The organism is Marinomonas mediterranea MMB-1 (genome assembly GCF_000192865.1).
GTDB classification, from domain to species: Bacteria; Pseudomonadota; Gammaproteobacteria; order Pseudomonadales; family Marinomonadaceae; genus Marinomonas; species Marinomonas mediterranea.
Genome location: NC_015276.1, coordinates 3,222,256 through 3,247,101 on the forward strand (window position 1 = coordinate 3,222,256; position 24,846 = coordinate 3,247,101).

The window sequence follows — 24,846 nt, forward strand, 5'->3', positions numbered from 1 at the left end:
TAAATAGCAAACCTTAAGCAAACCTTACGTCTTTTCATCGTAATCCTTAATGTTCCCTTAAGAATTCCCCCCTACTGTTGGCAAAGTATCTTTTTTGGGAATAGCACCATGATCAAGCACACTAAATACCTCTTACTAACAGCGCTTTCTAGCGCACTACTCTCATCTCCCGCATTATGGGCTGACGACATCACACCGCCCGCTAACGCTAAGTTAGCACCCCATTTATCGGTCATGCTGCCGGAATATCAAACTAACAAAAAAATGTCGTTAGAAATGGAGAGTGGTCAAGTTTTACTAGTGGACTTTTGGGCTTCATGGTGTGGCCCTTGCCGAGCTTCGTTTCCTTGGATGACTGATATTCAGGAAAAATACAAAGCTCAGGGGCTCAAGATCATTGCCATAAATTTGGATCAAGATCGACAACAAGCACTGGACTTTTTAACCGAATTTAAACCCGGTTTTACGGTGTTATTCGATGCTGCGGCCGAGCTGCCAGAGAACTTTGGTGTAATCGGTATGCCAACAAGTTTTCTAATGGATCGTGATGGAAGAATCCGAGCAACACATGTCGGCTTCCATGAAAAGAACATAGCAGATTATGAATCCGCGATTACTCAGTTGTTATCCGAAAAAGGAGATTAATCTAGATGCGAACACTTATTAGCGCTGTTGCTTTTTTGACAATATCCATCGCCGTCACGGGGTGTAGCGACCTAGGGGTAAAGCCTTGGGAAAGAGACATTCTAGCTCAACAAGAAATGAACCTTATCAGTGACCCGATCGAAAGTAGTCTAAATGACCATATTTATTTCAGTAAAGAAGCCAGCAGTGGCGGACAAGGATTCGGAGGTGGCGGCTGTGGCTGTAACTAAAAAAAATCAAAAACACCGCGACTTAGCGCAAATATTATCAGCAGCGAGCTGCGCACTGATTGCTGGCACCTCTCCTGCTGTGAACGCTGCAGAAAGCTGGGACGTAGATTCCGCTTTTTTACTTTATTCAGAAAGTGATGGTCGAGTTTCTGCTGCTGAGCCGGTTATTAGCGCAACAAAGAATTATGATGAGGAAACCAAGCTCAATTTCAAACTGGTTGCAGATACATTAACTGGGGCTTCACCCAATGGCGCGACGCCAGGTGACCATGTTCAAACCTTTACTCGTCCTTCTGGTAATGGCTCTTACGATGTGGCAGCGAGTGAACAACCTTTAGACGATACATTCAGAGATACTCGAATTGCACTCTCAACCAACTGGTCAGCTCCTATAAACCGAGATTGGGCATACGGTGTTGGAGGGTATTTGTCTAGCGAACATGATTATCAATCTGTTGGTGTTAACAGCAGCTTGTCACGTTACTTAAACCAAAAGAACGCAACGCTAACCCTAGGTCTAAACCTGTCTAACGACACAATAACACCTGAGGGCGGCGTACCGACGAGTTTAGTGCAAATGCCACTGAGCAGCACTGACAGCGAATTTTCTCAACGTAGTGATTCTGAAAGTAAAAGTCTCGTTGACGCAGTATTTGGTGTTACACAGGTTATTAACCGACGTACCATCATGCAATTTAACTACGCACTAAGCACGAGCTCTGGCTACCTAACCGATCCCTACAAAATTATCTCGGTTATTGATGACAACGCTGGCGCAAACTTTGGCGGTAATTTTCAAAGTAATGGTCGAGATTTATACTTATATGAGAAGCGTCCTGATTCACGTTTGAAGCAAAGCCTTTACTGGCAAACTAAATATCAACTTGATAACAATGACATTCTCGATTTAAGTTACCGATATATGTTCGATGACTGGGGAATCAGTTCTCATACCATTGACGCCAAATACCGATTTCGGTTTGATAAACAATACTTAGAGCCGCAACTTCGCTGGTACACACAAAGTAAAGCAGACTTCTATCATCGTTATTTAAACGCAAGCAATTATACGGATGTTGATTTTGCGAGCGCGGACTATCGTTTGGGGGATTTGGATACTTATACCATAGGCCTAAAATACGGCTACAAGTTTGCGGATGAAACGGAGTTTTATACGCGCTTTTCCCTATACCACCAAGAGAGTTCTGGCGATAAAGGTTATGGAAAGTTGGCCTCTCAGGACCTATATCCCAGTATGGATGCAGCTATGTTCATCGCAGGGTATAAGTTTTAACGTTACTCGCCCTCTATTCATTAGAGGGCGTTCATCTCAAGAGGCATTATGGAATTTATCGAAGGTATGGAGTTTATCAAAGAGTTAATTTTAGACTCGTCGCTTAATCCATCTCGTCATCCTAACCCAACTCTGTGGCGAGAGAGCCTCAACGCCTACCACATAAAATTCGATTGTATGGCGAGCAATTGCTCTATATTAATCGAATGCGAATACCTTGATCTAGTCATTTCCTCTGCTCAAAAAGCCATCATTGAAGCATGGCGAATAGAGCATAAGTTCAGTCGCTATCAGCAAAACAACACATTCTCTGATATTCACTCGAAGCCCGATGCTATTCAAAAACTAGACGACGAAACAACCCAATTGATGCTATTCGCTCATCACGCCTTTCATGCATCTGAAGGGCTCTTTGACATTACTTCCGGTATCCTAAGAAGAGCATGGAAATTTGACGGTAGCGACAACCTCCCCACCCAAAAAGTCATCGATACATTGTTAACTAAGGTCGGTTGGAACTCATTGGGATGGGATCTAAGTGAACCTTCGCTGCTAACCCTACCTTCTGGTATGGAACTGGATTTTGGTGGTATTGGTAAAGAATACGCCGTCGACAAAATGCTCAACATCTGCCGTTTTACTTTGTCAAAAACCAAAGCCGCTATTTTGATTAACTGTGGTGGGGATCTTGCTTGTAGTGGAAGACGCTTAAATGGAGAAAGCTGGAAAGTCGGCATAGAATCGATAAACGACCACACAAATGCCAAACACGTTATTGCCCTCTCATCGGGAGCACTTGCGACATCAGGCGACAGCAGACGCTTTCTGATAAAAGATGGTGTTCGCTATTCTCATGTATTAAACCCAATTAATGGATGGGCATTAACCGATGCTCCACGAAGCGTTACAGTCGCGGCACCAACCTGCGTCAATGCAGGCATACTATCTACATTAGCCTTGTTACAGGGGGCAGAAGCAAACCACTTCCTTGAATCATTGAACATGCCATACTGGCTTTCGATATCGGACTAAAGGCGACAGGAGCAGTAAATAATATATATTCAATTCGCGTACTCTTCAATCTCTAGGCTTGCATAAACCCGACGAGCCCAAGAGCAAAACCTAATACCGCTCCAAGCGGAGGCCCCCAATGCTTTTCCAGTACGGCTTGCGGCGCAATATCCTGAAATACGATGTACAAAATACCACCGCCAGCAAACAACATAATCCCAGAAATAATGCTTTGCCACTCAGACAACCAAATATAGGCGATGACGCCTGCAACAGGCCCCATTAGCGCCAATATAAAAAAGATCGTAATGATCTTTAAGGCTGTGTAGCCCTTTGCATCACGTAGCTCCCTAAAGGCATTAAAACCTTCAGGTATGTTCTGCATTACAATTAACAATGTGATTAACATAGCGTTTCGATTTCCAGCAGCAACAGATGCTCCGAGCGCCAACGATTCTGGAATAAAATCAGACATCATAGCAACCAGCTGACTCATGGAAGTGCCACGTTTAGACAAACAATAGTCCAGCAACATGAACCCAATACCGCCAAATAAAAATAACATAGCTGCAACGAACGGTGAAAAAGACAAAATACCTTCTGGGACGAGCACTAATGCAACAGCAGACAGCAAAGCCCCTCCACCAAATGCAGTAATACCATGTAATATTTCTCGTTCTAACCAACGCGGCTTGATGTGGAGAAAGTGAGCGACGGTTGCGCCAATGGGCATCGCCATACCCGCGATCAAGGTCAGAGTAAACGCTAACTGTAATGGAGGCATTTTAGTCTTCCTAGACTGTTAGTAAACAAACGTGGTAGTTGAAACATTCTTTTTTGCGATTGAATATAAAGCTAATCCTCAGACCAATCAGGAACTGCAATTGAGAAAGAGTATGTCTAGATATCACTTACCTATCACACTGATACTAATACACTTTTACGGCTTAAGGTAGCCAAAGCAAAAAGGTGAGAAAGGAAACTACATGAATCTTTAGAATTCGATATTTAGGAAGGTATTCTGGCGTTGCGAGTGCGTATGACCCTAACTAACCTTAGTGAAGGAACTCTATGTATCTACGTATAGATAGCGGTTTTTTCTCATACCGTCCCAATAAGTGTGTCTAACGAGGTGTTGTAAAAGAAGCCTCTCTCTCATTAAATGACATTGTTTCGACCAAAAAACAAGCCATTTAACAAAAGAGAAACTATGAATAATTTAAAGCTAAATCAAACTCAGATACAAGCCGTTGTTGATCAACTCACATCACAACCCGACGGTGTGAACCGGTTGTTAGAGATAGTAATGAACAGTCTAATGAAGGCTGAGCGTAACGCCTATTTAGAGGCAGCAAAAAAAACGGTTACCGTTCTGTGAGTGGCTATGGTGTGGGTGACTCACTGTCTTTGCAAATTCCCAGAAATCGCTTAGGAGCTTTTAAACCAACCTTACTTAAGGTCATGAAAGATCAAGCAGACTCACTCAATGAGCTTTGCTTTGAACTTTATGTAAAAGGATTGAGCACCCGTGATATTGAGTCCATTACCGAAACAATATACGGACAACATCTGTCAAAAAGCCAAGTATCCCGCATCACTTCCAGCTTATCAGAGGCCATGCAAGCATTTAGAGAGCGTCCATTAGCTGAGCATTATCCTATCATTTATCTTGATGCAACCTTTGTAAAAACGAGGCGTGAACGAGTTTCCAGCGAAGCGTATTACATAGCCCTTGCGGTGTTGCCAGATATGACACGTGAGGTAATTGGTATCTACAATGCACCGACAGAATCAGCCAGCGTGTGGAATGAGATCTGCATTGATTTAAAAAACAGAGGTCTTAAACAATCAGATTTGTTTGTTATCGATAACCTGACCGGATTAGACAGCACGCTTGAGACGCATTTTAAAGCGCCCATTCAAAAGTGTATTCTACACCTCAAGCGTTCTATCCTTAACAAAACGAAAAAGCAGCATCGTCCAGAAATGGTCTCGGATCTCAGCGACATTTTTCAGCTAGAGAATCGAGATGATACAAAAGATGCTCTCCTAAAAAGAGCCAAAGCCGTTTCAATAAAGTGGCGTCATTACTATCCACACCTAAAGCGACTAGAGGATGCTGATTGGCTATCTTACTATGCAACGTATCTTAGTTTTGAATATGATATCCGTAATATGATTTATACAACGAACTGGATAGAGCGTTTAAATAAAGCATTCAAACGGACGTTGAAAATCCGAAATTCGATGCCTAGCGTCGAGTCGGTATTAACGCTTTTAAGCAAAGTGGCCATAGATATGAATAGTTCGACTTATCGTCACCCGGTTAGTCGTTTCCAGAAAAGCCACCTGTTTAAATAAAGAGTGAAGCAATGAAATGAGAGAATAGACACACTTTTTGGGACAGTACCTTTTTTCTCTTTTGGGGTGATGTAAAGGATGTTGTCGGTTTGCATGAGCAACTTCTGATGTACGCGGCTTTATGACCCCACCCTCGCCCTCCCCTTGGTAAGGGGAGGGAATAAGACCTTTCCAGAAGCTCGGTCTGGTTCAGTCCAGAAACAGAAAAAGCCCTGACCATTTCTGATCAGGGCTTTCTGTATTAGAAGCTTGACGACGACCTACTCTCACATGGGATCCCCCACACTACCATCGGCGATGGCGCTTTTCACTTCTGAGTTCGGGATGGGATCAGGTGGTTCAACGCCTCTGTGATCGTCAAGCAAACTGGGATGTGTTCGTTCTGGGTGATCGATTGTTTCTCTGATCTACTCCCAAAACACACAAGTTCGTTACTTGGCTTATCTTACTGATTCTGCTGGCTTTTTCAATCTAATTAATCGATCGAATTACTCAACGCAATCAGCGTGCTTTAACAATGCTTTTTGAAATAACTCTAATCAAACTTCAAACCCACTCTCTCATCAAGAGCGTCGTAAATTCATATGCACTTCGCAGTCTTTCTCAAAACCACTTTGGTGTTATATGGTCAAGCCTCACGAGCAATTAGTATTGGTTAGCTCAAGGCCTCACAACCCTTACACACCCAACCTATCAACGTCCTAGTCTCGAACGGCTCTTTAGGGAACTTAAAGTTCCAGTGAGATCTCATCTTGAGGGAGGCTTCCCGCTTAGATGCTTTCAGCGGTTATCCCGTCCGAACATAGCTACCCGGCAATGCCACTGGCGTGACAACCGGAACACCAGAGGTTCGTCCACTCCGGTCCTCTCGTACTAGGAGCAGCTCCTCTCAAATCTCAAACGTCCACGGCAGATAGGGACCGAACTGTCTCACGACGTTCTAAACCCAGCTCGCGTACCACTTTAAATGGCGAACAGCCATACCCTTGGGACCGGCTTCAGCCCCAGGATGTGATGAGCCGACATCGAGGTGCCAAACACCGCCGTCGATGTGAACTCTTGGGCGGTATCAGCCTGTTATCCCCGGAGTACCTTTTATCCGTTGAGCGATGGCCCTTCCATACAGAACCACCGGATCACTAAGACCTACTTTCGTACCTGCTCGACGTGTCTGTCTCGCAGTTAAGCGCGCTTTTGCCTTTACACTCTATGCATGATTTCCGACCATGCTGAGCGCACCTTCGTGCTCCTCCGTTACTCTTTGGGAGGAGACCGCCCCAGTCAAACTACCCACCACACAGTGTCCTCGATCCCGATAAGGGACCTGAGTTAGAACCTCAAACATACCAGGGTGGTATTTCAAGATTGGCTCCGCTTGAACTGGCGTCCAAGTTTCAAAGCCTCCCACCTATCCTACACAAGTAGGTTCAAAGTTCACTGTGAAGCTATAGTAAAGGTTCACGGGGTCTTTCCGTCTAGCCGCGGATACACAGCATCTTCACTGCGATTTCAATTTCACTGAGTCTCGGGTGGAGACAGTGTGGCCATCGTTACGCCATTCGTGCAGGTCGGAACTTACCCGACAAGGAATTTCGCTACCTTAGGACCGTTATAGTTACGGCCGCCGTTTACTTGGGCTTCGATCAAGAGCTTCGCTTACGCTAACCCCATCAATTAACCTTCAAGCACCGGGCAGGCGTCACACCCTATACGTCCACTTTCGTGTTTGCAGAGTGCTGTGTTTTTAATAAACAGTCGCAGCCACCTGGTATCTTCGACCGATCAAAGCTTAGAGAGCAAGTCTCATCACCCTAACCGGCGCACCTTCTCCCGAAGTTACGGTGCCATTTTGCCTAGTTCCTTCACCCGAGTTCTCTCAAGCGCCTTGGTATTCTCTACCTGACCACCTGTGTCGGTTTGGGGTACGGTCTATGTATATCTGAAGCTTAGAAGTTTTTCCTGGAAGCATGGCATCAACCACTTCACCCAAAAGAGGGTTCGTCATCAATTCTCAGCCTTAAGAGGGTCCGGATTTACCTAAACCCTCAGCCTACAACCTTAAACGCGGACAACCATCGCCGCGCTGGCCTAGCCTTCTCCGTCTCTCCATCGCAATATACATCGGTACAGGAATATTAACCTGTTTCCCATCGACTACGCTTTTCAGCCTCGCCTTAGGGGCCGACTCACCCTGCCCTGATTAACATGGGACAGGAACCCTTGGTCTTCCGGCGAGGGGGTTTTTCACCCCCTTTATCGTTACTCATGTCAACATTCGCACTTCTGATACCTCCAGCCTGCCTTACAGCTTGACCTTCAACGGCTTACAGAACGCTCCTCTACCATACTAGTAAACTAGTATCCGTAGCTTCGGTGTACAGTTTAGCCCCCGTTATATCTTCCGCGCAGGCCGACTCGACTAGTGAGCTATTACGCTTTCTTTAAAGGGTGGCTGCTTCTAAGCCAACCTCCTAGCTGTCTAAGCCTTCCCACATCGTTTCCCACTTAACTGTAACTTTGGGACCTTAGCTGACGGTCTGGGTTGTTTCCCTTTCCACGACGGACGTTAGCACCCGCCGTGTGTCTCCCGCGCTCATACTCATTGGTATTCGGAGTTTGCATGGGGTTGGTAAGTCGGGATGACCCCCTAGCCCAAACAGTGCTCTACCCCCAACGGCAATACGCGAGGCGCTACCTAAATAGCTTTCGAGGAGAACCAGCTATCTCCGGGCTTGATTAGCCTTTCACTCCTATCCACAAGTCATCTCCAAACTTTTCAACGTGTGTGAGTTCGGTCCTCCAGTTGATGTTACTCAACCTTCAACCTGCTCATGGATAGATCGCCCGGTTTCGGGTCTATTCCCAGCAACTAAACGCCCTATTAAGACTCGGTTTCCCTACGGCTCCACTAAATGCTTAACCTTGCTACTGAAAATAAGTCGTTGACCCATTATACAAAAGGTACGCAGTCACCGAACTAAGTCGGCTCCCACTGCTTGTACGTACACGGTTTCAGGATCTATTTCACTCCCCTCACTGGGGTTCTTTTCGCCTTTCCCTCACGGTACTGGTTCACTATCGGTCAGTCAGGAGTATTTAGCCTTGGAGGATGGTCCCCCCATATTCAAACAGGATATCACGTGTCCCGTCTTACTCGATTTCATTGATAAGGCATTTTCGTATACGGGGCTATCACCCACTATGGCGACCCTTTCCAGAGTCTTCTACTAACACCAAATCAACTTAAGGGCTAATCCCCTTTCGCTCGCCGCTACTAAGGGAATCTCAATTGATTTCTTTTCCTAAGGGTACTTAGATGTTTCAGTTCCCCTCGTTCGCCTCGTAACGCTATGTATTCACGTTACGATACCCGCAAGCGGGTGGGTTTCCCCATTCGGAAATCTTGGGATCAAAGTCTGTTTATCGACTCCCCCAAGCTTATCGCAGATTACCACGTCCTTCATCGCCTCTGACTGCCAAGGCATCCACCGTGCACGCTTGGTCACTTGACCATATAACCCAAAATGATCTCATTCAGTAATACTGAATCAGAAACATTGAACTACATACCAAAGAGCTTTTGTACCTCTTTGGATTTACGATTGTTAGATTGTTTACTCAAATCTCAGAAGGAATTAAGAGATCCGAATATCAATCCACCGGTTTGACGCTTGATTATCGTCTATTTCAAAAAGTCATATTGTTAAAGAGCAAGTTTAGTGCAAAGCACTAAGTCAGATGCTTGATGAGTAAATCAGTCAAACTTCTTGCTTAGAACTCTGTTCTAAAACACTTTTAAGATAGGTTGCTATGAGAACTCATAGCCATCAGATAATTTGTGTGAACGCTCACCAGAGCTTCTTATCGTTTAAGGAGGTGATCCAGCCCCAGGTTCCCCTAGGGCTACCTTGTTACGACTTCACCCCAGTCATTGACCACTCCGTGGTAACCGCCATCCCCGAAGGGTTAAGCTAGCTACTTCTGGAGCAATCAACTCCCATGGTGTGACGGGCGGTGTGTACAAGGCCCGGGAACGTATTCACCGTGGCATTCTGATCCACGATTACTAGCGATTCCGACTTCATGGAGTCGAGTTGCAGACTCCAATCCGGACTACGACGCACTTTTTGGGATTTGCTTACTTTCGCAAGTTCGCCGCCCTCTGTATGCGCCATTGTAGCACGTGTGTAGCCCTACTCGTAAGGGCCATGATGACTTGACGTCGTCCCCACCTTCCTCCGGTTTGTCACCGGCAGTCTCCTTAGAGTTCTCAGCATCACCTGCTAGCAAATAAGGATAAGGGTTGCGCTCGTTACGGGACTTAACCCAACATTTCACAACACGAGCTGACGACAGCCATGCAGCACCTGTCTCAGAGTTCCCGAAGGCACCAAAGCATCTCTGCTAAGTTCTCTGGATGTCAAGAGTAGGTAAGGTTCTTCGCGTTGCTTCGAATTAAACCACATGCTCCACCGCTTGTGCGGGCCCCCGTCAATTCATTTGAGTTTTAACCTTGCGGCCGTACTCCCCAGGCGGTCTACTTATCGCGTTAGCTGCGCCACTAATCTAAAATCGACCAACGGCTAGTAGACATCGTTTACGGCGTGGACTACCAGGGTATCTAATCCTGTTTGCTCCCCACGCTTTCGCACCTCAGTGTCAGTATCAGTCCAGGATGTCGCCTTCGCCACTGATGTTCCTTCCTATATCTACGCATTTCACCGCTACACAGGAAATTCCACATCCCTCTACCGTACTCTAGCCTGCCAGTATCAGGTGCAATTCCAAGGTTGAGCCCTGGGCTTTCACATCTGACTTAACAAACCACCTACGCGCGCTTTACGCCCAGTAATTCCGATTAACGCTTGCACCCTCTGTATTACCGCGGCTGCTGGCACAGAGTTAGCCGGTGCTTCTTCTGAAGCTAACGTCAAAGTACTTGAGTATTAATCAAGCACCCTTCCTCACTTCTGAAAGTGCTTTACAACCCTAAGGCCTTCTTCACACACGCGGCATGGCTGGATCAGGGTTGCCCCCATTGTCCAATATTCCCCACTGCTGCCTCCCGTAGGAGTCTGGGCCGTGTCTCAGTCCCAGTGTGGCTGATCATCCTCTCAGACCAGCTAGAGATCGTCGCCTTGGTAGGCCTTTACCCCACCAACTAGCTAATCTCACGCAGGCTCATCTAATAGCGGAAGGTCCGAAGATCCCCTCCTTTCCCCAAAAGGGCGTATGCGGTATTAGCATGCGTTTCCACATGTTGTCCCCCTCTACTAGGCAGATTCCTACGCGTTACTCACCCGTCCGCCGCTCGACGCCTGATAGCAAGCTATCATCGTTTCCGCTCGACTTGCATGTGTTAAGCCTGCCGCCAGCGTTCAATCTGAGCCATGATCAAACTCTTCAGTTAAAAGAATTTGCTCTAACTCATGAATAACGTCTGACTTTAACTATTTGCCTTCCAACCTAAGTTGAAAGACCGTAAAGCAAATTGACGTGTTCACTCATCAAAGACTTTAATTTTTAGAAGTCTCCAGCGAGCGCCCACACAAATTATCTGATTATCTATTTTAAAGAGCGTGCTGACTTGGCAATCCTAAGAAGTGTTCTTCTTAGTGTCTCACTCGTTGTTCTGAGTGGTTGTCCGTGTCAGCGAGGGCGTATATTAAGGATCTACAGATTTAGTGCAAGTCCTTTTTCACCTTTTTATTGAAAAAGTCGCCCTGGCGGTCAAAAAGACAAGTTTAAATTTGGCTACAACCCGCATCAGTAAAGGACTACAGCACATTATCACCCTATAAAATAAATCCACCTATTTTCTTTATAGGTGCTATACAGACCATAAAGGTACAAAAAAGGCGCCGAGGCGCCTTTTAAACGATCAATCCCTTATCTCTTATTTAAGACCCTGCCTACTCATCTTCCCAAGGGTGGGCATAATGTTGCGGTTCCACTTTATTGATAAGGGCGTTTTCTCCTCTCATTACATCCTCTACCACTAAAGAGACTGCTTTACGCAGTCTGTCAATGCGACGAGTAGAGGCATTACCACCATCTAACTTTGACCTCAAGATCTCAATTTGAGCGAGCGCGACACGTTGGCTACTTTTATCGAGTTGACTAGCATGACCACATAATGTCGCTATACACATGAGAGTTTCGATTTTTTGACCTAACCTTTGTAGAGGGATCTGAGCCCGTGTTAACTCTAACTGATAGACAAGACTTATTTTGAAATAATCCCAACGACAACGTTTTAACTCTCGTTCTGCATAACGTATATGATTTCTAAACATTTTAGGGATCTTGCGGTACCGCGAATTAAAACAAGTCGGAATCACTTTCGTAATGCCCGCCTTTACCCGTTCTAAAGCATTTTCGACAACCCAACCTGAAAGTTTCCAAAAATCCGGTTTCATAACCAATGATAAAACAATATTTATAGATCGAAGCGGATACGCCATAAATGCAGCGACATTCAAACGTAATATTCGTTTATCCGCGGGAAGGGAATTACCGCCTTTGTCCAGATTAGTTTTCTGCAATACATTAAGCAACCCAGACATATAATCCGTCGTGAATCGTTTAGTTAGATCTCGAACCATACCTAAACGAATCAAGTCATCTTCGCCCTCCACAATACCAAAAGCATGTGCGGTCGCCCTAATATCTGAAATGCGTGAACCTTTATCTAAGCTTCGGCCTCCCATCACTCGCTCGCAAGCAATTAGGGACTCAAGTAAATAATGAGCGCTGGCAGACTTAGTGACATCTCTTAACCCCGCTAGATCAACTCTATCCTGATCCTGTGCAAGAGAAAGATGAGACAAAGCCTGCGCCGTTAGCGCACCACCTAATATTTTAACTAAACCAAGGCGGGGAAGCTCATGCTTGATTACCTTGCCCCCTACTCCTTCTCGTTTTTGAGCATAGTAAGCTGCATCAGACGCCATCATTCTCTGAAAGCCTGCCGCTTGAGCCGCCAGCATACAACGGCCCATTCTTAAACAGTAAAATAGTACCTCAACACCATTCCCTTGAATCTCTTGCTCATACGGAATGGGAAAATGTCTAAAACTAATTCTTGAATTAATATTCTGTTGAAAGGCACTGACATTCGAGCTTTTACAACTAAAGCTAAACTCTGCGTCAATGTCCTCTTCTGGTAACTCGACAATAAACAAAGCCAACTCTTTACTGCTTTTCCCTTTTCTAGCCACGATTGCCATAAGCCCACCGTGAGTCGCGCTGGTAATATAAAGCTTATTACGCTCACCTTCAGCATAAAGCCGCCAGCACTTATTCTCTTCATCTGCCTCGACGTAAGCTTGAACACGTTTAGCATTAACGCCCACACCGACCTCAGTAAGCGCAAAGGCAATTAATTGACCACTACTGATAGAAGGGAGATATTGAGATTTTTGAAAAGACGTTCCGTATCCCAGTAACGCACTCGAACCGATAGTCAATTGCCCAGATATTTCAACTGACAAAGCACCTAACCCCTGAGAGGCAAATTCTTCAGTCAAACACGCGAATTCGCTATATCGCTTTCCTTTACCACCATATTCAGTAGGAACAGTAAATCCATACGCTCCTTTTTTGGCTACTGAGTGGCGGAGTTCTGACGTTATTTTCCCATCTGTTCCAAATGCCTCACCTTTATTAAGACATTCCATCGCCTCATGCAAAATCTCTTGCGCCTCTTCCGTTACAGAGGACTTCATATTTTTCCCACCCGAACAAAGTTCCTCTATGTCGGGTTGTGGCCCATAAATCATTCTTTCAACCAAACTGGATTTGGTCGCAGCAAGGCGTCGATCCGCCGCGTTTGCAGCCGCTTCCAATACAGAAACATCTTCAGCTTGTGCAGAATCACCAGCAGCTTTGAGAGCTTCTGCCGATACAGAGTCTTGTGAATAGTTACTCATGCGTAAATTCCTCTAATTATTATGACTTGGAACGACGACCTTTGAGTGAAGGGCTTTTTCGTTGTGTCTTTATAGAAATTTACGTGATAGTAAGGAGAGTAGAAATAGCATGAAATGCCGATTTACTTTGCATAAAGTGCCAGTAAAGCCAATTATGACAAATACCAAGCTGCTTAACTAAAAAATCGGTCTCGATACTCGGTCGGTGTACACCCCAGCCACTTACGAAACGCCCTAGAAAAGACAGCCGCATCCGAAAAGCCCACTTTTTCAGCGACCTTATGAATAGACACGCCGTTCTGAGCAAGCCAAAAACAAGCCCTATCCATACGCATCCGATCTTTAACTTCCTGATAGGACGTTTCTTCTTTGTCTAACTTGCGTATAAGCGTTCGACGGGACATATGAAGCGTTTTCGCAGCCTCATCGATGGTAGGAAAGCCTTCTTCAAAGGACTTACTAAGCAAGGAACGCAAATCACTGGCAACACTAATGTCTCCTGGCTGTTTTAAAAACAATTCAATCGGGCAACGCTTCATATAGGCTTTTAACGAATCTAAGCTTTGCCTGTTTTCGCAATCTAAAAACACATTACTAAAAGTAATTGAAAGCACAGGTTGATTAAATCGACGCTCACACGGATAGAGTTCAACATAATCATGTTGTTCAAAAGGCTCCGCATAAGGAAAACAAACTTCAAGTAAAGGGATACGCTCCTGTATGAGCCATGAGGAATAGCTGTGCCATGCCAAAAGCGTCATATCGGAAAACAAATGAGAGGAATCAAGATCTAGGTCTGCCATCCTAAACTCTAAGGTCGCGCGATCCTCCGTTTCAATCAACGCCATTTCATAAGCATTTGAGATCATGTTATAAAAACGGGCGGCTAAATAAAGCGCTTTACCTAACGTTTCTTCATGTACAGTCACTCGCCCCATCATAAAAAACGAACCCGCAGGAAGTGGTGATCGAGACAATCCCATTGATTCATCCTGAAGAAGGGTCCAGATTCCTTCAACAACACCCGCTAATTTTTCAATTTCTATCTGTAAATTAGGATCATCAACAACGCTAGGAGACAAATCAGCCTCTCTAAAAAGAGAATCTGCATCTAAGCCTTTTTCGACAGCAAGACGATAAAGTCTGCCAATATAGTGGTTAGATGTTGTCAGGGTTTCTCTGATTCGAGGCATGGCCTTCCCTAGTGATTAAATTAGGTAGGTAAGTAAGATAGCACTATTAACGTTACGATCAACGGCATAGCGACAAATATTTTGGTATCCACTTATGGCAATCAGACTATTATAGTCCTTTACTATATTCCACGAATTGAAGCCATAAACGTAAAAAGGCGCCTAAGCGCCTTTTTTATTATTTCGATACACCAAGCCTTAATGACTAAAGCGTAAATAAGTGATGTTTCTTCTTACCTAGCTTCACAAGGAAGTACTTGCCGTAGTAGCCATTATCCGCCGCAAAGATATCAGATGCAGACATGTTATCTGCTATTCCCTTAGCAACGCCATTAACAAAGACTGAATTACGTTGAAGCGCATCTTTAACTTGCTTGCCTGATGCAGCAAGTCCGGCTTCCGCTAGTAAAGACGTTAGAGGCGTTTCTGCTAGGTTTGCCTCAACAAGTGAGCTGCTTGGCAATCCATCTAACTTGATTTGCTCTAGATCCTGTTCACTCAACTGATCCGCTTTCCCACTGAACAACGCTTGAGTAATACGCTCAGCCGCTGCAAGCCCTTCTTCACCATGAACTAGCTTAGTTGCTTCACGAGCAAGAATAGACTGGCCTTGTGGCTTGCCTGTACTTTCTTTATCTGCTTGCTCAATCGCATCAATCTCTTCCATCGTCAGGAAGGTAAAGTACTTAAGGAACTTGTATACATCTGCATCCGCCGTATTCATCCAGAATTGGTAGAAAGCATATTGAGACGTTTTCTTAGGATCAAGCCATACCGCGCCAGACTCTGTTTTTCCGAATTTAGTACCATCCGATTTTGTAACAAGAGGTACAGTCAAACCAAATACTTGAGATTGATTTTGACGGCGCGAAAGATCAATACCCCCAACAATATTACCCCATTGGTCGCTACCACCAATCTGAAGCGTACAACCATAAGCACGATTTAATTCTGCAAAGTCCATACCTTGCAGTAGAGCATATGAAAACTCTGTGAACGAAATGCCAGCACCTTCACGATTCAAGCGTTGTTGTACCGATTCTTTGTTAATCATGGCGTTAACTGAAAAGTGCTTACCGATTTCACGTAGGAAATCCAACACATTCATTTCACCGGCCCAATCAAGGTTATTAACAACACGTGCAGGGTTAGTTACTTCATCAAACTGAACAAATTGACTCACCTGCCCACGAATTTTATCGACCCATCCAGCAACCACGTCAGCCGTATTTAATTGACGCTCTGCCGCCTTAAAGCTAGGATCGCCGATCAGTCCTGTCGCGCCGCCAACTAACGCAATTGGATTATGCCCTGCGTCTTGGAAACGCTTCAGCACAAGTAAAGGCACAAGGTGACCTAAATGAAGACTGTCAGCAGTTGGATCGAAGCCACAATAAAGAGTACGACTACCAGTTTCCAAATGAGCACGCAGCTCTTCTTCCGCTGTCATTTGCGCAATCAGCCCGCGAGCCTGTAAATCCGCCAAAAGGTCGTTAATGCCTACCGTCATGTTTTCGATCCGTTATTCAAATAATTAAGAATGAGTTAATTAGGCGACTTTTACTCCGCCCAAGATTACAAAGCGTTCAATTATAAAAGCAATGTTGTTAGGATGATAAGGATTAATTCAAAGAAATTGCGGTAATTACGCTTGATCAACAAATTTTCTCAAAAAACCATCTTAATGCTTGCGCTAGGTTCTTTTATTTTCGCCCTATCGTTCGCACTGTATGCTGTATATGGTGGCTCAGTTAGCAATGACAGCCCACGCCCCCAACAACAGATCCAAATATCAAAGACAGCCTCATCTAAAGAAGCACTCGGCACGACTCCAACAAAAAACGGCTTGTACGAGGTCGCGACACCCCAACATTTAAAAAACAATAAAAAAGACATCATAGAGCAAACGATCACCATTGCCTCAGGGGATTCTCTGTCGACTGTTCTTTCTAGTATGGGGATCTCTCAACAAGATGTTTACCGTGTGGCCAATGCCCGTGACGCAAATTCTGAGCTACTGAGGATACAACCAGGACAAACCCTAAACGTTAAAGCAGAGTTCCCAGAAGGACGGCTAAAAGAATTAACCTATATTCAAAGCAAGCTGAAACGAACTTTATATGAGCGGCAGCAAGATGGTCAGTTTTCATTCGTAGTACAGCTTACTAAGCCCGAAACGAAACAGATCTATAAAGAGGTCACAATCACAAACTCTATCTTTGTCGATGGGATAAAGGCGGGGATTCCACAATCCGTACTCATTCAACTCACACAAATATTTGCGTGGGACATAGACTTTGCGACCGATATACGAAAAGGCGATTCGTTTAGCCTACTTTACGAAGAGAATGAATTAGAAGGCGAAGTGTTAGGAACAGGCAATATTATAGCGGCGAACTTTATTAATATAGGCAGAAGCTTCCAAACTATTCGTTATGATGACGGCGATGAGTTTAATTATTACACACCAGACGGACTGTCGATGCGAAAAGCTTTTATACGAAGTCCCGTCGACTTCACTCGTATATCATCTAAATTCAACCCAAATAGACTGCACCCTATTTTTAAGACATCGCAACCCCATCAAGGCGTCGACTACGCCGCCAAAAGCGGCACTCCAGTAAAGGCAGCAGGTGCAGGTAAAGTCAAATACGTTGGCGAACTCAAAGGATATGGGAACACGATTATTATCGAGCATGGACAGGGCTACTCAACACTGTACGCCCATTTACAAGGATTTAAAAAAGGCTTACAAGCAAACCGTTATATAGAACAAGGAGACTTAATTGGCTTCGTTGGCCAAACAGGTTGGGCTACCGGCCCCCATTTGCATTTTGAATTTCGTATTAATGGCATTCACAAAGACCCTATGACTGTCGAGATACCGCATGATTCTCCGATGAGCAAAGACTCATTAAAAAAGTATTTGCCGTATGCTAGAAGTGTAATGACGGAGCTTAGTCAGCATTATTCCGACGCATTCGGGCAGAAAAACGAGGTGATATCGAAGCGACACGCCACAACATTTTAGAAGCGCATTTGGAAAAAATAATATTGTCTAATGAAAACCATAAGACCAAAAAAAAGCAGCTAAATTAGCTGCTTTTTTGATAAAAACGTACTCTCGTAATTTAAAGCGCGCTTTGAACAAAGTCGATAAGTTGAGACTTTGTAACTGCACCAACTTTAGTCGCAGCCACTTCACCACCTTTAACGATGATTAGCGTAGGAATACCGCGAACATTGTATTTAGGAGCCGTTTCTGTGTTTTCATCAACATTCAGTTTAACGACTTTAACCTTACCTTCGAACTCATCAGCGACGTCCGCAAGGATAGGTGCAATCATTTTACATGGACCACACCAAGGTGCCCAGAAATCAACAATAACAGGAACGTCAGATTCAAGAACTTCGCTTTGAAACTGAGCATCAGTAATGTTAAGAATGTTTTCGCTCATTAGAGTTTCCTTAAACAGTTAATACTTTTAAATAATGGGCATAGTGTAGCATCAATCCCGATAATGAAAAATCATTTACGACTAACAACTTAATAGGTGCATACTATTTGTTGAATTAAGCGGTTAAATTCAGCCACACTCAAATGGTTACAAACATTACGGGGAGTTAGAAAACACCAAGCTCGGCAATCGCCGTCGGCAATTCACGCAACGAGTGCACCTCGGAATCCGGCTTCATATCCCAATCGGTCTTCCAATGCCGCGCGCCATGTCGATTAAACCAAATTGTTCGACATCCGGCTTGAGCCGCACCTTGAACATCATCTATAGGATGATCGCCAATATGAATAATATCCTTCGTATCTACATCGGCTTGAACCGCAGCCGCTTCAAAAATTTCGGGGTTAGGCTTCGCTCTTCCAACTTCATCAGCACGCAATGCAAATTCAAAGTAGGCACCTAAACCGACAGATGGGTGGTAAACATCCGCATTTCCATTGGTAATGACGCCCATTCGATAATGCTCCGCTAGGACCGCTATCGAACTTTTTGCTTCGGGATACAAATCTACTTTTTGACGCCAAGCATAAAAGTGATCGAACGCAGACTGAGATATTTGGCGAGCCTCTTCCGTTGGCAAACCGTATTCACGAAAGGCTTTCACATAAATTCGTTTGCGTATTTCACTGACATCATGAGCTACATTCGGTGCGTTATCGATCACCTCTGATTTAATTTTTTCATAGGCGCTTGCATCAAACATGTCATGAAAACCAGGAAAACGCTCCTCAAACCACGCTTCCATCGCGTGATTGGCTCTCACAATAACAGGATCAACGTCCCACAATGTATTATCTAAATCAAAGGTGATTAACGTCATTACAAGAGCCTCATTAAGATTGCACTGAGTAAATCTGACAAGTAATCGAGGAACAAGGCGCCTTTTTCCTTATCAAAATCATTAAGTCTTCGTGAACCAAGCGCCAATACACCATGATAGTGAATTTGGCCGTTTTCTCTCGATATTAACGGTAGCACCGCTGATGACATCACTTCGTCACTGTGAGCCGGAAAAAGAAATTTTGATTCCTCGATCGAAAGTACACCGCAATAACATCCGCCTTTGGACAGCATTTCTTTTAACAACTCGCCCGCTTCGTCCCATGTCGCTGTTCTTACAGAAGAATTGATTTCTGTATCAGAGAACAAGATCAGCGATCGCAAAGGAATATCAAACTCCTCTCTAATCACGTCATCAATCATCGCAGCAAAATCGTCGAGCGACTCACACCCGAGCCCATTGACAACAACGCGACGGCTTTTTTTCATGGTTGCTTCGTTTTCACGCGCAACATTAACCAGTACATCAAATTGACTACGATGACTCTCGGACGTTTGACGCAAAAGCTGAACTTGCCGCTCCAACAAAGAGATTGCACCACCATGAACCGGATGAGGGACCGTCATAGATTCCAGCAAGTTTGCATTTCGAACAAAAAAGTCCGGTGTATTCTTAAGGTACTCTACGACATCCTCATCTTTCATTCGATACTACACCTGTACTATGTTAAACGTTTTAAAGGTATATTTGGCCTTCAAATACCTTAGTGGCTGGGCCAGTCATCATAATAGGAGAGCCTTCGCCCTGCCATTCGATTCTTAAATCCCCACCAAGCAGGTGCGCGGTTACTTTCGAATTCAACCAACCTTGACGAATTCCTGCAACAATCGCTGCACATGTACCGGTTCCGCATGCTTGCGTCTCACCTACATCGCGCTCGTATACACGCAGATTGACTTCATCGCGACTCATCACTTCCATAAAACCAACATTTACATTGGCTGGAAACGCTGAGTGAGATTCAACGAGCGGACCTACTGTCGATACTATCTCATCCGTCAATCGATCTACTCGAATAACGGCATGTGGGTTTCCAACAGAAACAGGTGTAAGCTCAACCGAGCCATAGCCTTCTAGGTTTAAAGTATATAAGTCATCTTGCTTTTCCGTTGCATCAAAAGGCAAGTCAGCAGGCGCAAATGACGGCGCGCCCATGTCAACCGTTACTTCGCCATCATCTTGAACATGTAACTGAATCTGGCCTTGTTTTGTTTCGACATTGATCACCGATTTATTCGTCAGATCTTTCTCGATCACAAACTTAGCAAAACAACGAGCACCGTTACCACAATGCTCAACTTCAGAACCGTTTGAATTGTAAATACGATAGCGAAAATCCATATCAGGACTGGTCGGTGGCTCAACGATGAGCAACTGATCAAAGCCTATACCGCGATTTCGATCGCCAAGAAACTCAATTTGCTCTTTATTGAAATACACTTTACGAGAAACGGCATCGACAACTGCGAAATCGTTTCCCAAACCGTGCATTTTAGAGAATTTCAATAACACGCTATTCTCCTTGAGCCTACTCAGGCAACAGCTGTTCGCCAGCCAATTGATGATCTATATCTTCACGCTCTCGGATCAAGTGCGCAACGTCGCCATCTACCATCACTTCGGCAGCACGATTACGGCTGTTGTAATTAGATGCCATCGTAAAGCCGTATGCGCCTGCCGAACGAACAGCAAGCAAGTCGCCAGCTTGGATATCCAACTCTCGATCCTTGCCTAAAAAATCACCCGTTTCACACACAGGGCCAACAAGGTCGTAGATACGCTTGCCTTCTGACGTTGCTTCCAAATTAACAGGAACGATATTCATCCACGCACTGTACAAAGAAGGTCGAATTAAGTCATTCATAGCACCGTCAATGACCGCAAAGTTTTTGTGTTCAGTACACTTTAAAAACTCGACTTTCGTCAACAACAAGCCCGCATTCGCGGCAATAGAGCGCCCCGGCTCAAACGCTAATGAAATATCGCGCCCTTTCATTTTATCTAAAATTAGTTGTGCATAATCGGCTGGTTCAGGCGGCACTTCATCACGGTATCGCACACCTAACCCACCACCTAAATCCATGTGTTTGATTTCGATGCCAAGACCAGCTAGCTCATCAATCAACGTAATCAATCGATCAAATGTATCTAGGAAAGGCTTGAGTTCCGTCAACTGGGAACCAATATGACAATCCACACCCATCACATTTAAGTGAGCCATCTCATTTGCAACTTGATAAATTCTCGGCGCGTCTTTGATGTCGATACCAAATTTATTTTCTTTCAGTCCAGTGGATATGTAAGGATGAGTTTTGGCATCAACATCTGGATTCACGCGCATGGAAACGGGCGCCTTCACACCCAGTTCACCTGCGACTTTGTTAAGGCGATATAACTCTGGCTCAGATTCAACATTGAAGCAATGAATCCCCAATTCCAACGCTCGACGCATTTCATGTTCTTGCTTACCGAGACCTGAGAACATCACTTTCGATGGATCACCACCCGCTCGAACAACGCGCTCAAGCTCTCCTATCGATACAATATCAAACCCAGCTCCCAGTTTAGCCAATACATTCAATATAGCGATATTGGAACACGCTTTTACGGCATAACAAACCAAAGTAGGATGAGAAGCAAACGCATCTGCGTAGGCGTTGTAATGCCTTTCAAACGTTGCTCTAGAATAGACGTACGTAGGGGTACCAAACTGCTCTGCAACCGTTTCTAAGGATACATTTTCAGCAAACAACGTTTGGTCGGTATAATTAAAAAAATCCAATGGGGGGGTCCTCAATTTTGAGCGTTTTGCGATGAACTTGTATCTTGATTTGGCTCAGAGGCTTTTTCATCGGGTAAATACAATGCCCCTTTATTACCACAAGCACTTAGCAACGTTATAAAAACGAAAGCAAATAACCATCTATACATCATCTTTGCACTCAGTTAACTTTATCTTGAACAGTATACTTGTAGGCTTATGGTTTCCCAACCCTGTAATTTCATTTAACCGACATTCTTAACACATAAGCGTTTGGGCAATCCCTCCTTTTGATGTAGTCTCTTAGTAATGAGAACCATTTTCCAAATAGCAAAAAAACAGGGTGGCAGTAATGTCATCACACCCAATAAAACGATGTTTAATTAATGACGTTAGAGGCAATTAAAAAGCAGGCGAACGATATGCGACCCGAAGACATTCTTCAGCTCGCAGAATGTAATACGCCCCCGTTCTATAAAAGGGCGATAAAAATTACGTTCGTCATTGTCATTGCTGTCTTATTACATGTTTTAGTACTGTATGCGTTAGACAGCATATCATTGACATCACACCCCACTTCTCAGCCAACCAGGACAATAGAAGTCTCTATTCTTCACTCTGATGCTCTCGTTAAAACCAAAGAACAACGGACCACAAATATTGGAGAAGCTAAAGCTAACCTGGGTCTATCTAATCTTAAACAGACAATCCATAAATCAATTATTCCAGCAGAGAACACGTCCTCGCCAGAAACAAACAACAACCCAACTACAATCGAAACAACGCCTGATACAGACCTTTCTTTGACTCCCCCCCCGACTAATACAGCCCCTAAAAATATTGGGGAAAGCTTACAGACTGCCCCCCCCATTCAACACCCAGCTGCCCACCCAGCCGATAATTCAGTAAAGCCAATTTCAAATACTTCTGCTACATCACAAACAACAAAGAATCACGATTCAACAAAAAGCAATGAACCGACATTGATGTCAAAAAAAGGGACACTGCTCGATTTCGAACAGCAAGACATCTCAACAACGAAAGCGAAGGCTGAAAATGAACACATATTTTCGCCTGAATTAATCGCAGCGATAGAACAAGCAAAGAAAGATCAACGTGAATACCTAAAAGGTCAGCAGTCAGACACAGAGTACGTCATTACCGAAGATGGAGATGGCACGAGATATGTCGATATTCACGGTGTATGTTGGAAAATACCAGAATTGGGCAGCGACGATGATTGGGTCATCGCATTGGACGGATGCAACGGGCAAACGAAATCGTTCCATTTTGAGCTGAATATAACCACCGATATTTTGGCGCCTGAATCCCCACTCAATGGCCTTTTCACACAAGAGTAACTTCGCCCTTCTACAGGGACATCTCGTATTTTAAACAAGATAAAAGCGAAAAAGCCGCAGAGGTATCACCTCTGCGGCTTTCATTACGTACGTGACAGACGGTCGTCAATAAAGCTTATTCACTCGTCTTTCTATTACGTGTATTAGCGCGCTGACAACTCTTTTTCAGCTCGTTCTATCGCAAGTTTCACCTGTGCTGGAGCAGTACCACCAACATGATCACGTGCGGCTACAGAACCTTCTAACGTCAACACATCAAATACGTCGTTCTCAATAATGTCACCAAAGCCTTTTAATTCTTCAAGCGTCATTTCAGAGAGGTCTTTACTTTGCTCAACGCCAAAGCCCACTGCCTTACCAACAATTTCATGAGCATCGCGGAACGCAACGCCTTTACGAACAAGGTAGTCTGCCAAATCCGTTGCGGTACTGAAACCACGACGAGCAGCTTCATACATATATTCGTTGCGAGCTTCGATCGCTGGAATCATGTCTGCAAATGCGCGCAATGACCCTTTAAGCGTATCAACCGTATCAAAAAGCGGCTCTTTGTCTTCTTGATTATCTTTGTTGTATGCCAAGCATTGAGACTTCATCAAGGTTAGCAAGCTCATTAGGTGACCATAAACTCGGCCAGTTTTACCACGCACTAACTCAGGCACATCTGGGTTTTTCTTTTGCGGCATGATCGATGAGCCAGTACAAAAACGATCGGGCAAGAAAATAAAGTTAAACTGTGCGGATGCCCACATAACCATTTCCTCAGCCCAACGAGATAAATGCATCATGGTTGTCGCGGCAACGGCCGTGAACTCGATCGCAAAATCACGGTCGCTCACAGAATCTAACGAATTATACGTTGGACGTTCGAAACCCAATAACTCAGCCGTCATGTTACGGTCGATTGGGTAAGTCGTTCCAGCAAGCGCAGCTGCACCAAGTGGAAGGATATTGACTCGTTTACGGCAGTCTAATAGACGCTCATAATCACGTTGCGCCATTTCATACCAAGCCATTAAATGATGGCCAAACGTAACTGGCTGTGCCGTTTGCAGGTGAGTAAACCCAGGCATAATTGTATCGGTATTCTTTGCAGCAAGAGACAAGATACCTTGCTGCAGACGAGTAATCTCTTCCAACAAAAAGTCGATCTCATCACGCATATATAAGCGAATGTCCGTCGCGACCTGATCATTACGTGAACGACCGGTGTGCAGTTTTTTGCCGGTGATACCTATTTTTTGAGTCAAACGAGCTTCGATGTTCATATGGACATCTTCAAGTTCGATAGACCAGTTAAACTCGCCCTTTTCAATTTCTTCGCGAATTTCAGTTAGACCCTGAATAATTTGATCACGCTCTTCATCAGTAAGTACACCTACTTTAGCGAGCATAGTGGCGTGAGCAACAGACCCTTGGATGTCTTGTTTCGCCATACGTTGGTCAAACTCAACCGATGCTGTAAATCTTGCAACAAAAGCATCAACAGGTTCTGAAAAGCGCCCACCCCATTGCTGGTTAGTGGCATTATTCGAGTCAGTCATTTATCCGTTTCCCAAACTTATATCAATGTTGCGCAAGATTACCTTATGAGAGTCTACATATAAAGGCTAATAGCCTGATAAAGTTACATTTAACAACGCCTAACATCGTTACCTGATGCGGAACATATTCGCAGTTTCCCTTGTAAGGCGTTATCA

The 24,846-nt window shown here is 44.5% G+C and carries 17 protein-coding genes, 3 rRNA genes and 1 pseudogene; 7 read left to right on the forward strand and 14 right to left on the reverse strand.

Translation table 11 applies throughout. From position 1 onward, the window contains the following. Positions 1-108 precede the first annotated feature (108 nt). Genes MARME_RS14725 through MARME_RS14740 form a run of 4 tightly spaced genes read left to right on the forward strand, consistent with a single transcriptional unit; the run spans position 109 to position 3,201 of the window. A complete protein-coding gene (locus MARME_RS14725) occupies positions 109-645 on the forward strand; it encodes a TlpA disulfide reductase family protein (protein WP_013662061.1) in 537 nt (178 codons plus the stop codon). Between the two features lie 5 nt (positions 646-650). Beyond that, positions 651-875 (forward strand): DUF4266 domain-containing protein, encoded by a 225-nt coding sequence (locus MARME_RS14730; RefSeq protein ID WP_013662062.1) that lies wholly within the window; start codon positions 651-653, stop codon positions 873-875. After that, entirely contained in the window at positions 862-2,169 is a 1,308-nt protein-coding gene (locus MARME_RS14735; RefSeq protein ID WP_041648780.1) for a DUF3570 domain-containing protein, read from the forward strand. The genes MARME_RS14730 and MARME_RS14735 overlap by 14 nt, the downstream gene beginning before the upstream one ends. A 48-nt stretch (positions 2,170-2,217) precedes the next feature. Beyond that, the gene (locus MARME_RS14740) at positions 2,218-3,201 is read left to right on the forward strand and encodes an FAD:protein FMN transferase (RefSeq protein ID WP_013662064.1); all 984 of its coding nucleotides are present in this window, start codon (positions 2,218-2,220) and stop codon (positions 3,199-3,201) included. A gap of 52 nt (positions 3,202-3,253) precedes the next feature. Here the strand turns inward: MARME_RS14740 and MARME_RS14745 are convergent, their stop codons facing one another. After that, a complete protein-coding gene (locus MARME_RS14745) occupies positions 3,254-3,964 on the reverse strand; it encodes a ZIP family metal transporter (protein WP_013662065.1) in 711 nt (236 codons plus the stop codon). Positions 3,965-4,390: 426 nt separating this feature from the next. Between MARME_RS14745 and MARME_RS14750 the strand changes: the two are divergent. Next, positions 4,391-5,541, forward strand: a pseudogene (locus MARME_RS14750) (IS256 family transposase). Between the two features lie 247 nt (positions 5,542-5,788). On the opposite strand, the gene rrf reads toward MARME_RS14750, so the two are convergent. The 6 genes from rrf to tyrS all read right to left on the reverse strand — a co-directional run bounded on the left by rrf (position 5,789) and on the right by tyrS (position 16,175). Further along, positions 5,789-5,903, reverse strand: a 5S ribosomal RNA gene (gene rrf, locus MARME_RS14755). 262 nt (positions 5,904-6,165) lie between these two features. Beyond that, positions 6,166-9,053, reverse strand: a 23S ribosomal RNA gene (locus MARME_RS14760). Positions 9,054-9,410: 357 nt separating this feature from the next. After that, positions 9,411-10,951 (reverse strand): 16S ribosomal RNA (locus tag MARME_RS14765). Together the 16S, 23S and 5S rRNA genes form the textbook arrangement of a ribosomal RNA operon. Positions 10,952-11,453: 502 nt before the next feature. Beyond that, a complete protein-coding gene (locus MARME_RS14770; protein ID WP_013662066.1) occupies positions 11,454-13,472 on the reverse strand; it encodes an acyl-CoA dehydrogenase family protein in 2,019 nt (672 codons plus the stop codon). A 173-nt stretch (positions 13,473-13,645) separates the two neighbouring features. Beyond that, positions 13,646-14,665: an AraC family transcriptional regulator gene (locus MARME_RS14775; RefSeq protein ID WP_013662067.1), complete on the reverse strand. Its 1,020-nt coding sequence runs from the start codon at positions 14,663-14,665 to the stop codon at positions 13,646-13,648. 205 nt (positions 14,666-14,870) lie between these two features. Continuing rightward, positions 14,871-16,175 (reverse strand): tyrosine--tRNA ligase, encoded by a 1,305-nt coding sequence (gene tyrS / locus MARME_RS14780; protein WP_013662068.1) that lies wholly within the window; start codon positions 16,173-16,175, stop codon positions 14,871-14,873. Between the two features lie 141 nt (positions 16,176-16,316). Between tyrS and MARME_RS14785 the strand changes: the two genes are divergently transcribed. Then, positions 16,317-17,696 (forward strand): M23 family metallopeptidase, encoded by a 1,380-nt coding sequence (locus MARME_RS14785; protein WP_148231038.1) that lies wholly within the window; start codon positions 16,317-16,319, stop codon positions 17,694-17,696. Between the two features lie 100 nt (positions 17,697-17,796). On the opposite strand, the gene trxA is transcribed toward MARME_RS14785, so the two are convergent. The 6 genes from trxA to lptM all read right to left on the reverse strand — a co-directional run bounded on the left by trxA (position 17,797) and on the right by lptM (position 21,958). Then, positions 17,797-18,123, reverse strand: coding sequence for a thioredoxin TrxA (gene trxA / locus MARME_RS14790; RefSeq protein ID WP_013662070.1), 327 nt, complete (start codon positions 18,121-18,123; stop codon positions 17,797-17,799). Between the two features lie 166 nt (positions 18,124-18,289). Next, positions 18,290-19,003 (reverse strand): HAD family hydrolase, encoded by a 714-nt coding sequence (locus tag MARME_RS14795; RefSeq protein ID WP_013662071.1) that lies wholly within the window; start codon positions 19,001-19,003, stop codon positions 18,290-18,292. Then, positions 19,003-19,668 (reverse strand): DUF484 family protein, encoded by a 666-nt coding sequence (locus tag MARME_RS14800; protein ID WP_013662072.1) that lies wholly within the window; start codon positions 19,666-19,668, stop codon positions 19,003-19,005. Before MARME_RS14800 ends, MARME_RS14795 begins: the two co-directional genes overlap by 1 nt. A gap of 31 nt (positions 19,669-19,699) precedes the next feature. Next, entirely contained in the window at positions 19,700-20,536 is an 837-nt protein-coding gene (gene dapF, locus MARME_RS14805) for a diaminopimelate epimerase (RefSeq protein ID WP_013662073.1), read from the reverse strand. Between the two features lie 16 nt (positions 20,537-20,552). After that, the gene (gene lysA / locus MARME_RS14810) at positions 20,553-21,806 is read right to left on the reverse strand and encodes a diaminopimelate decarboxylase (protein WP_013662074.1); all 1,254 of its coding nucleotides are present in this window, start codon (positions 21,804-21,806) and stop codon (positions 20,553-20,555) included. Positions 21,807-21,817: 11 nt separating this feature from the next. After that, positions 21,818-21,958 carry an LPS translocon maturation chaperone LptM gene (gene lptM / locus MARME_RS22895; protein WP_013662075.1) on the reverse strand — a complete coding sequence of 47 codons (141 nt, stop codon included), beginning with the start codon at positions 21,956-21,958 and terminating at the stop codon, positions 21,818-21,820. A 213-nt stretch (positions 21,959-22,171) separates the two neighbouring features. On the opposite strand from lptM, the gene MARME_RS14815 reads away from it, so the two are divergent. Then, positions 22,172-23,146 carry a hypothetical protein gene (locus MARME_RS14815; protein ID WP_041647944.1) on the forward strand — a complete coding sequence of 325 codons (975 nt, stop codon included), beginning with the start codon at positions 22,172-22,174 and terminating at the stop codon, positions 23,144-23,146. 143 nt (positions 23,147-23,289) lie between these two features. Here MARME_RS14815 and argH read toward each other — a convergent pair whose 3' ends face one another. Next, a complete protein-coding gene (gene argH, locus MARME_RS14820; RefSeq protein ID WP_013662077.1) occupies positions 23,290-24,690 on the reverse strand; it encodes an argininosuccinate lyase in 1,401 nt (466 codons plus the stop codon). Positions 24,691-24,846: the final 156 nt, after the last annotated feature.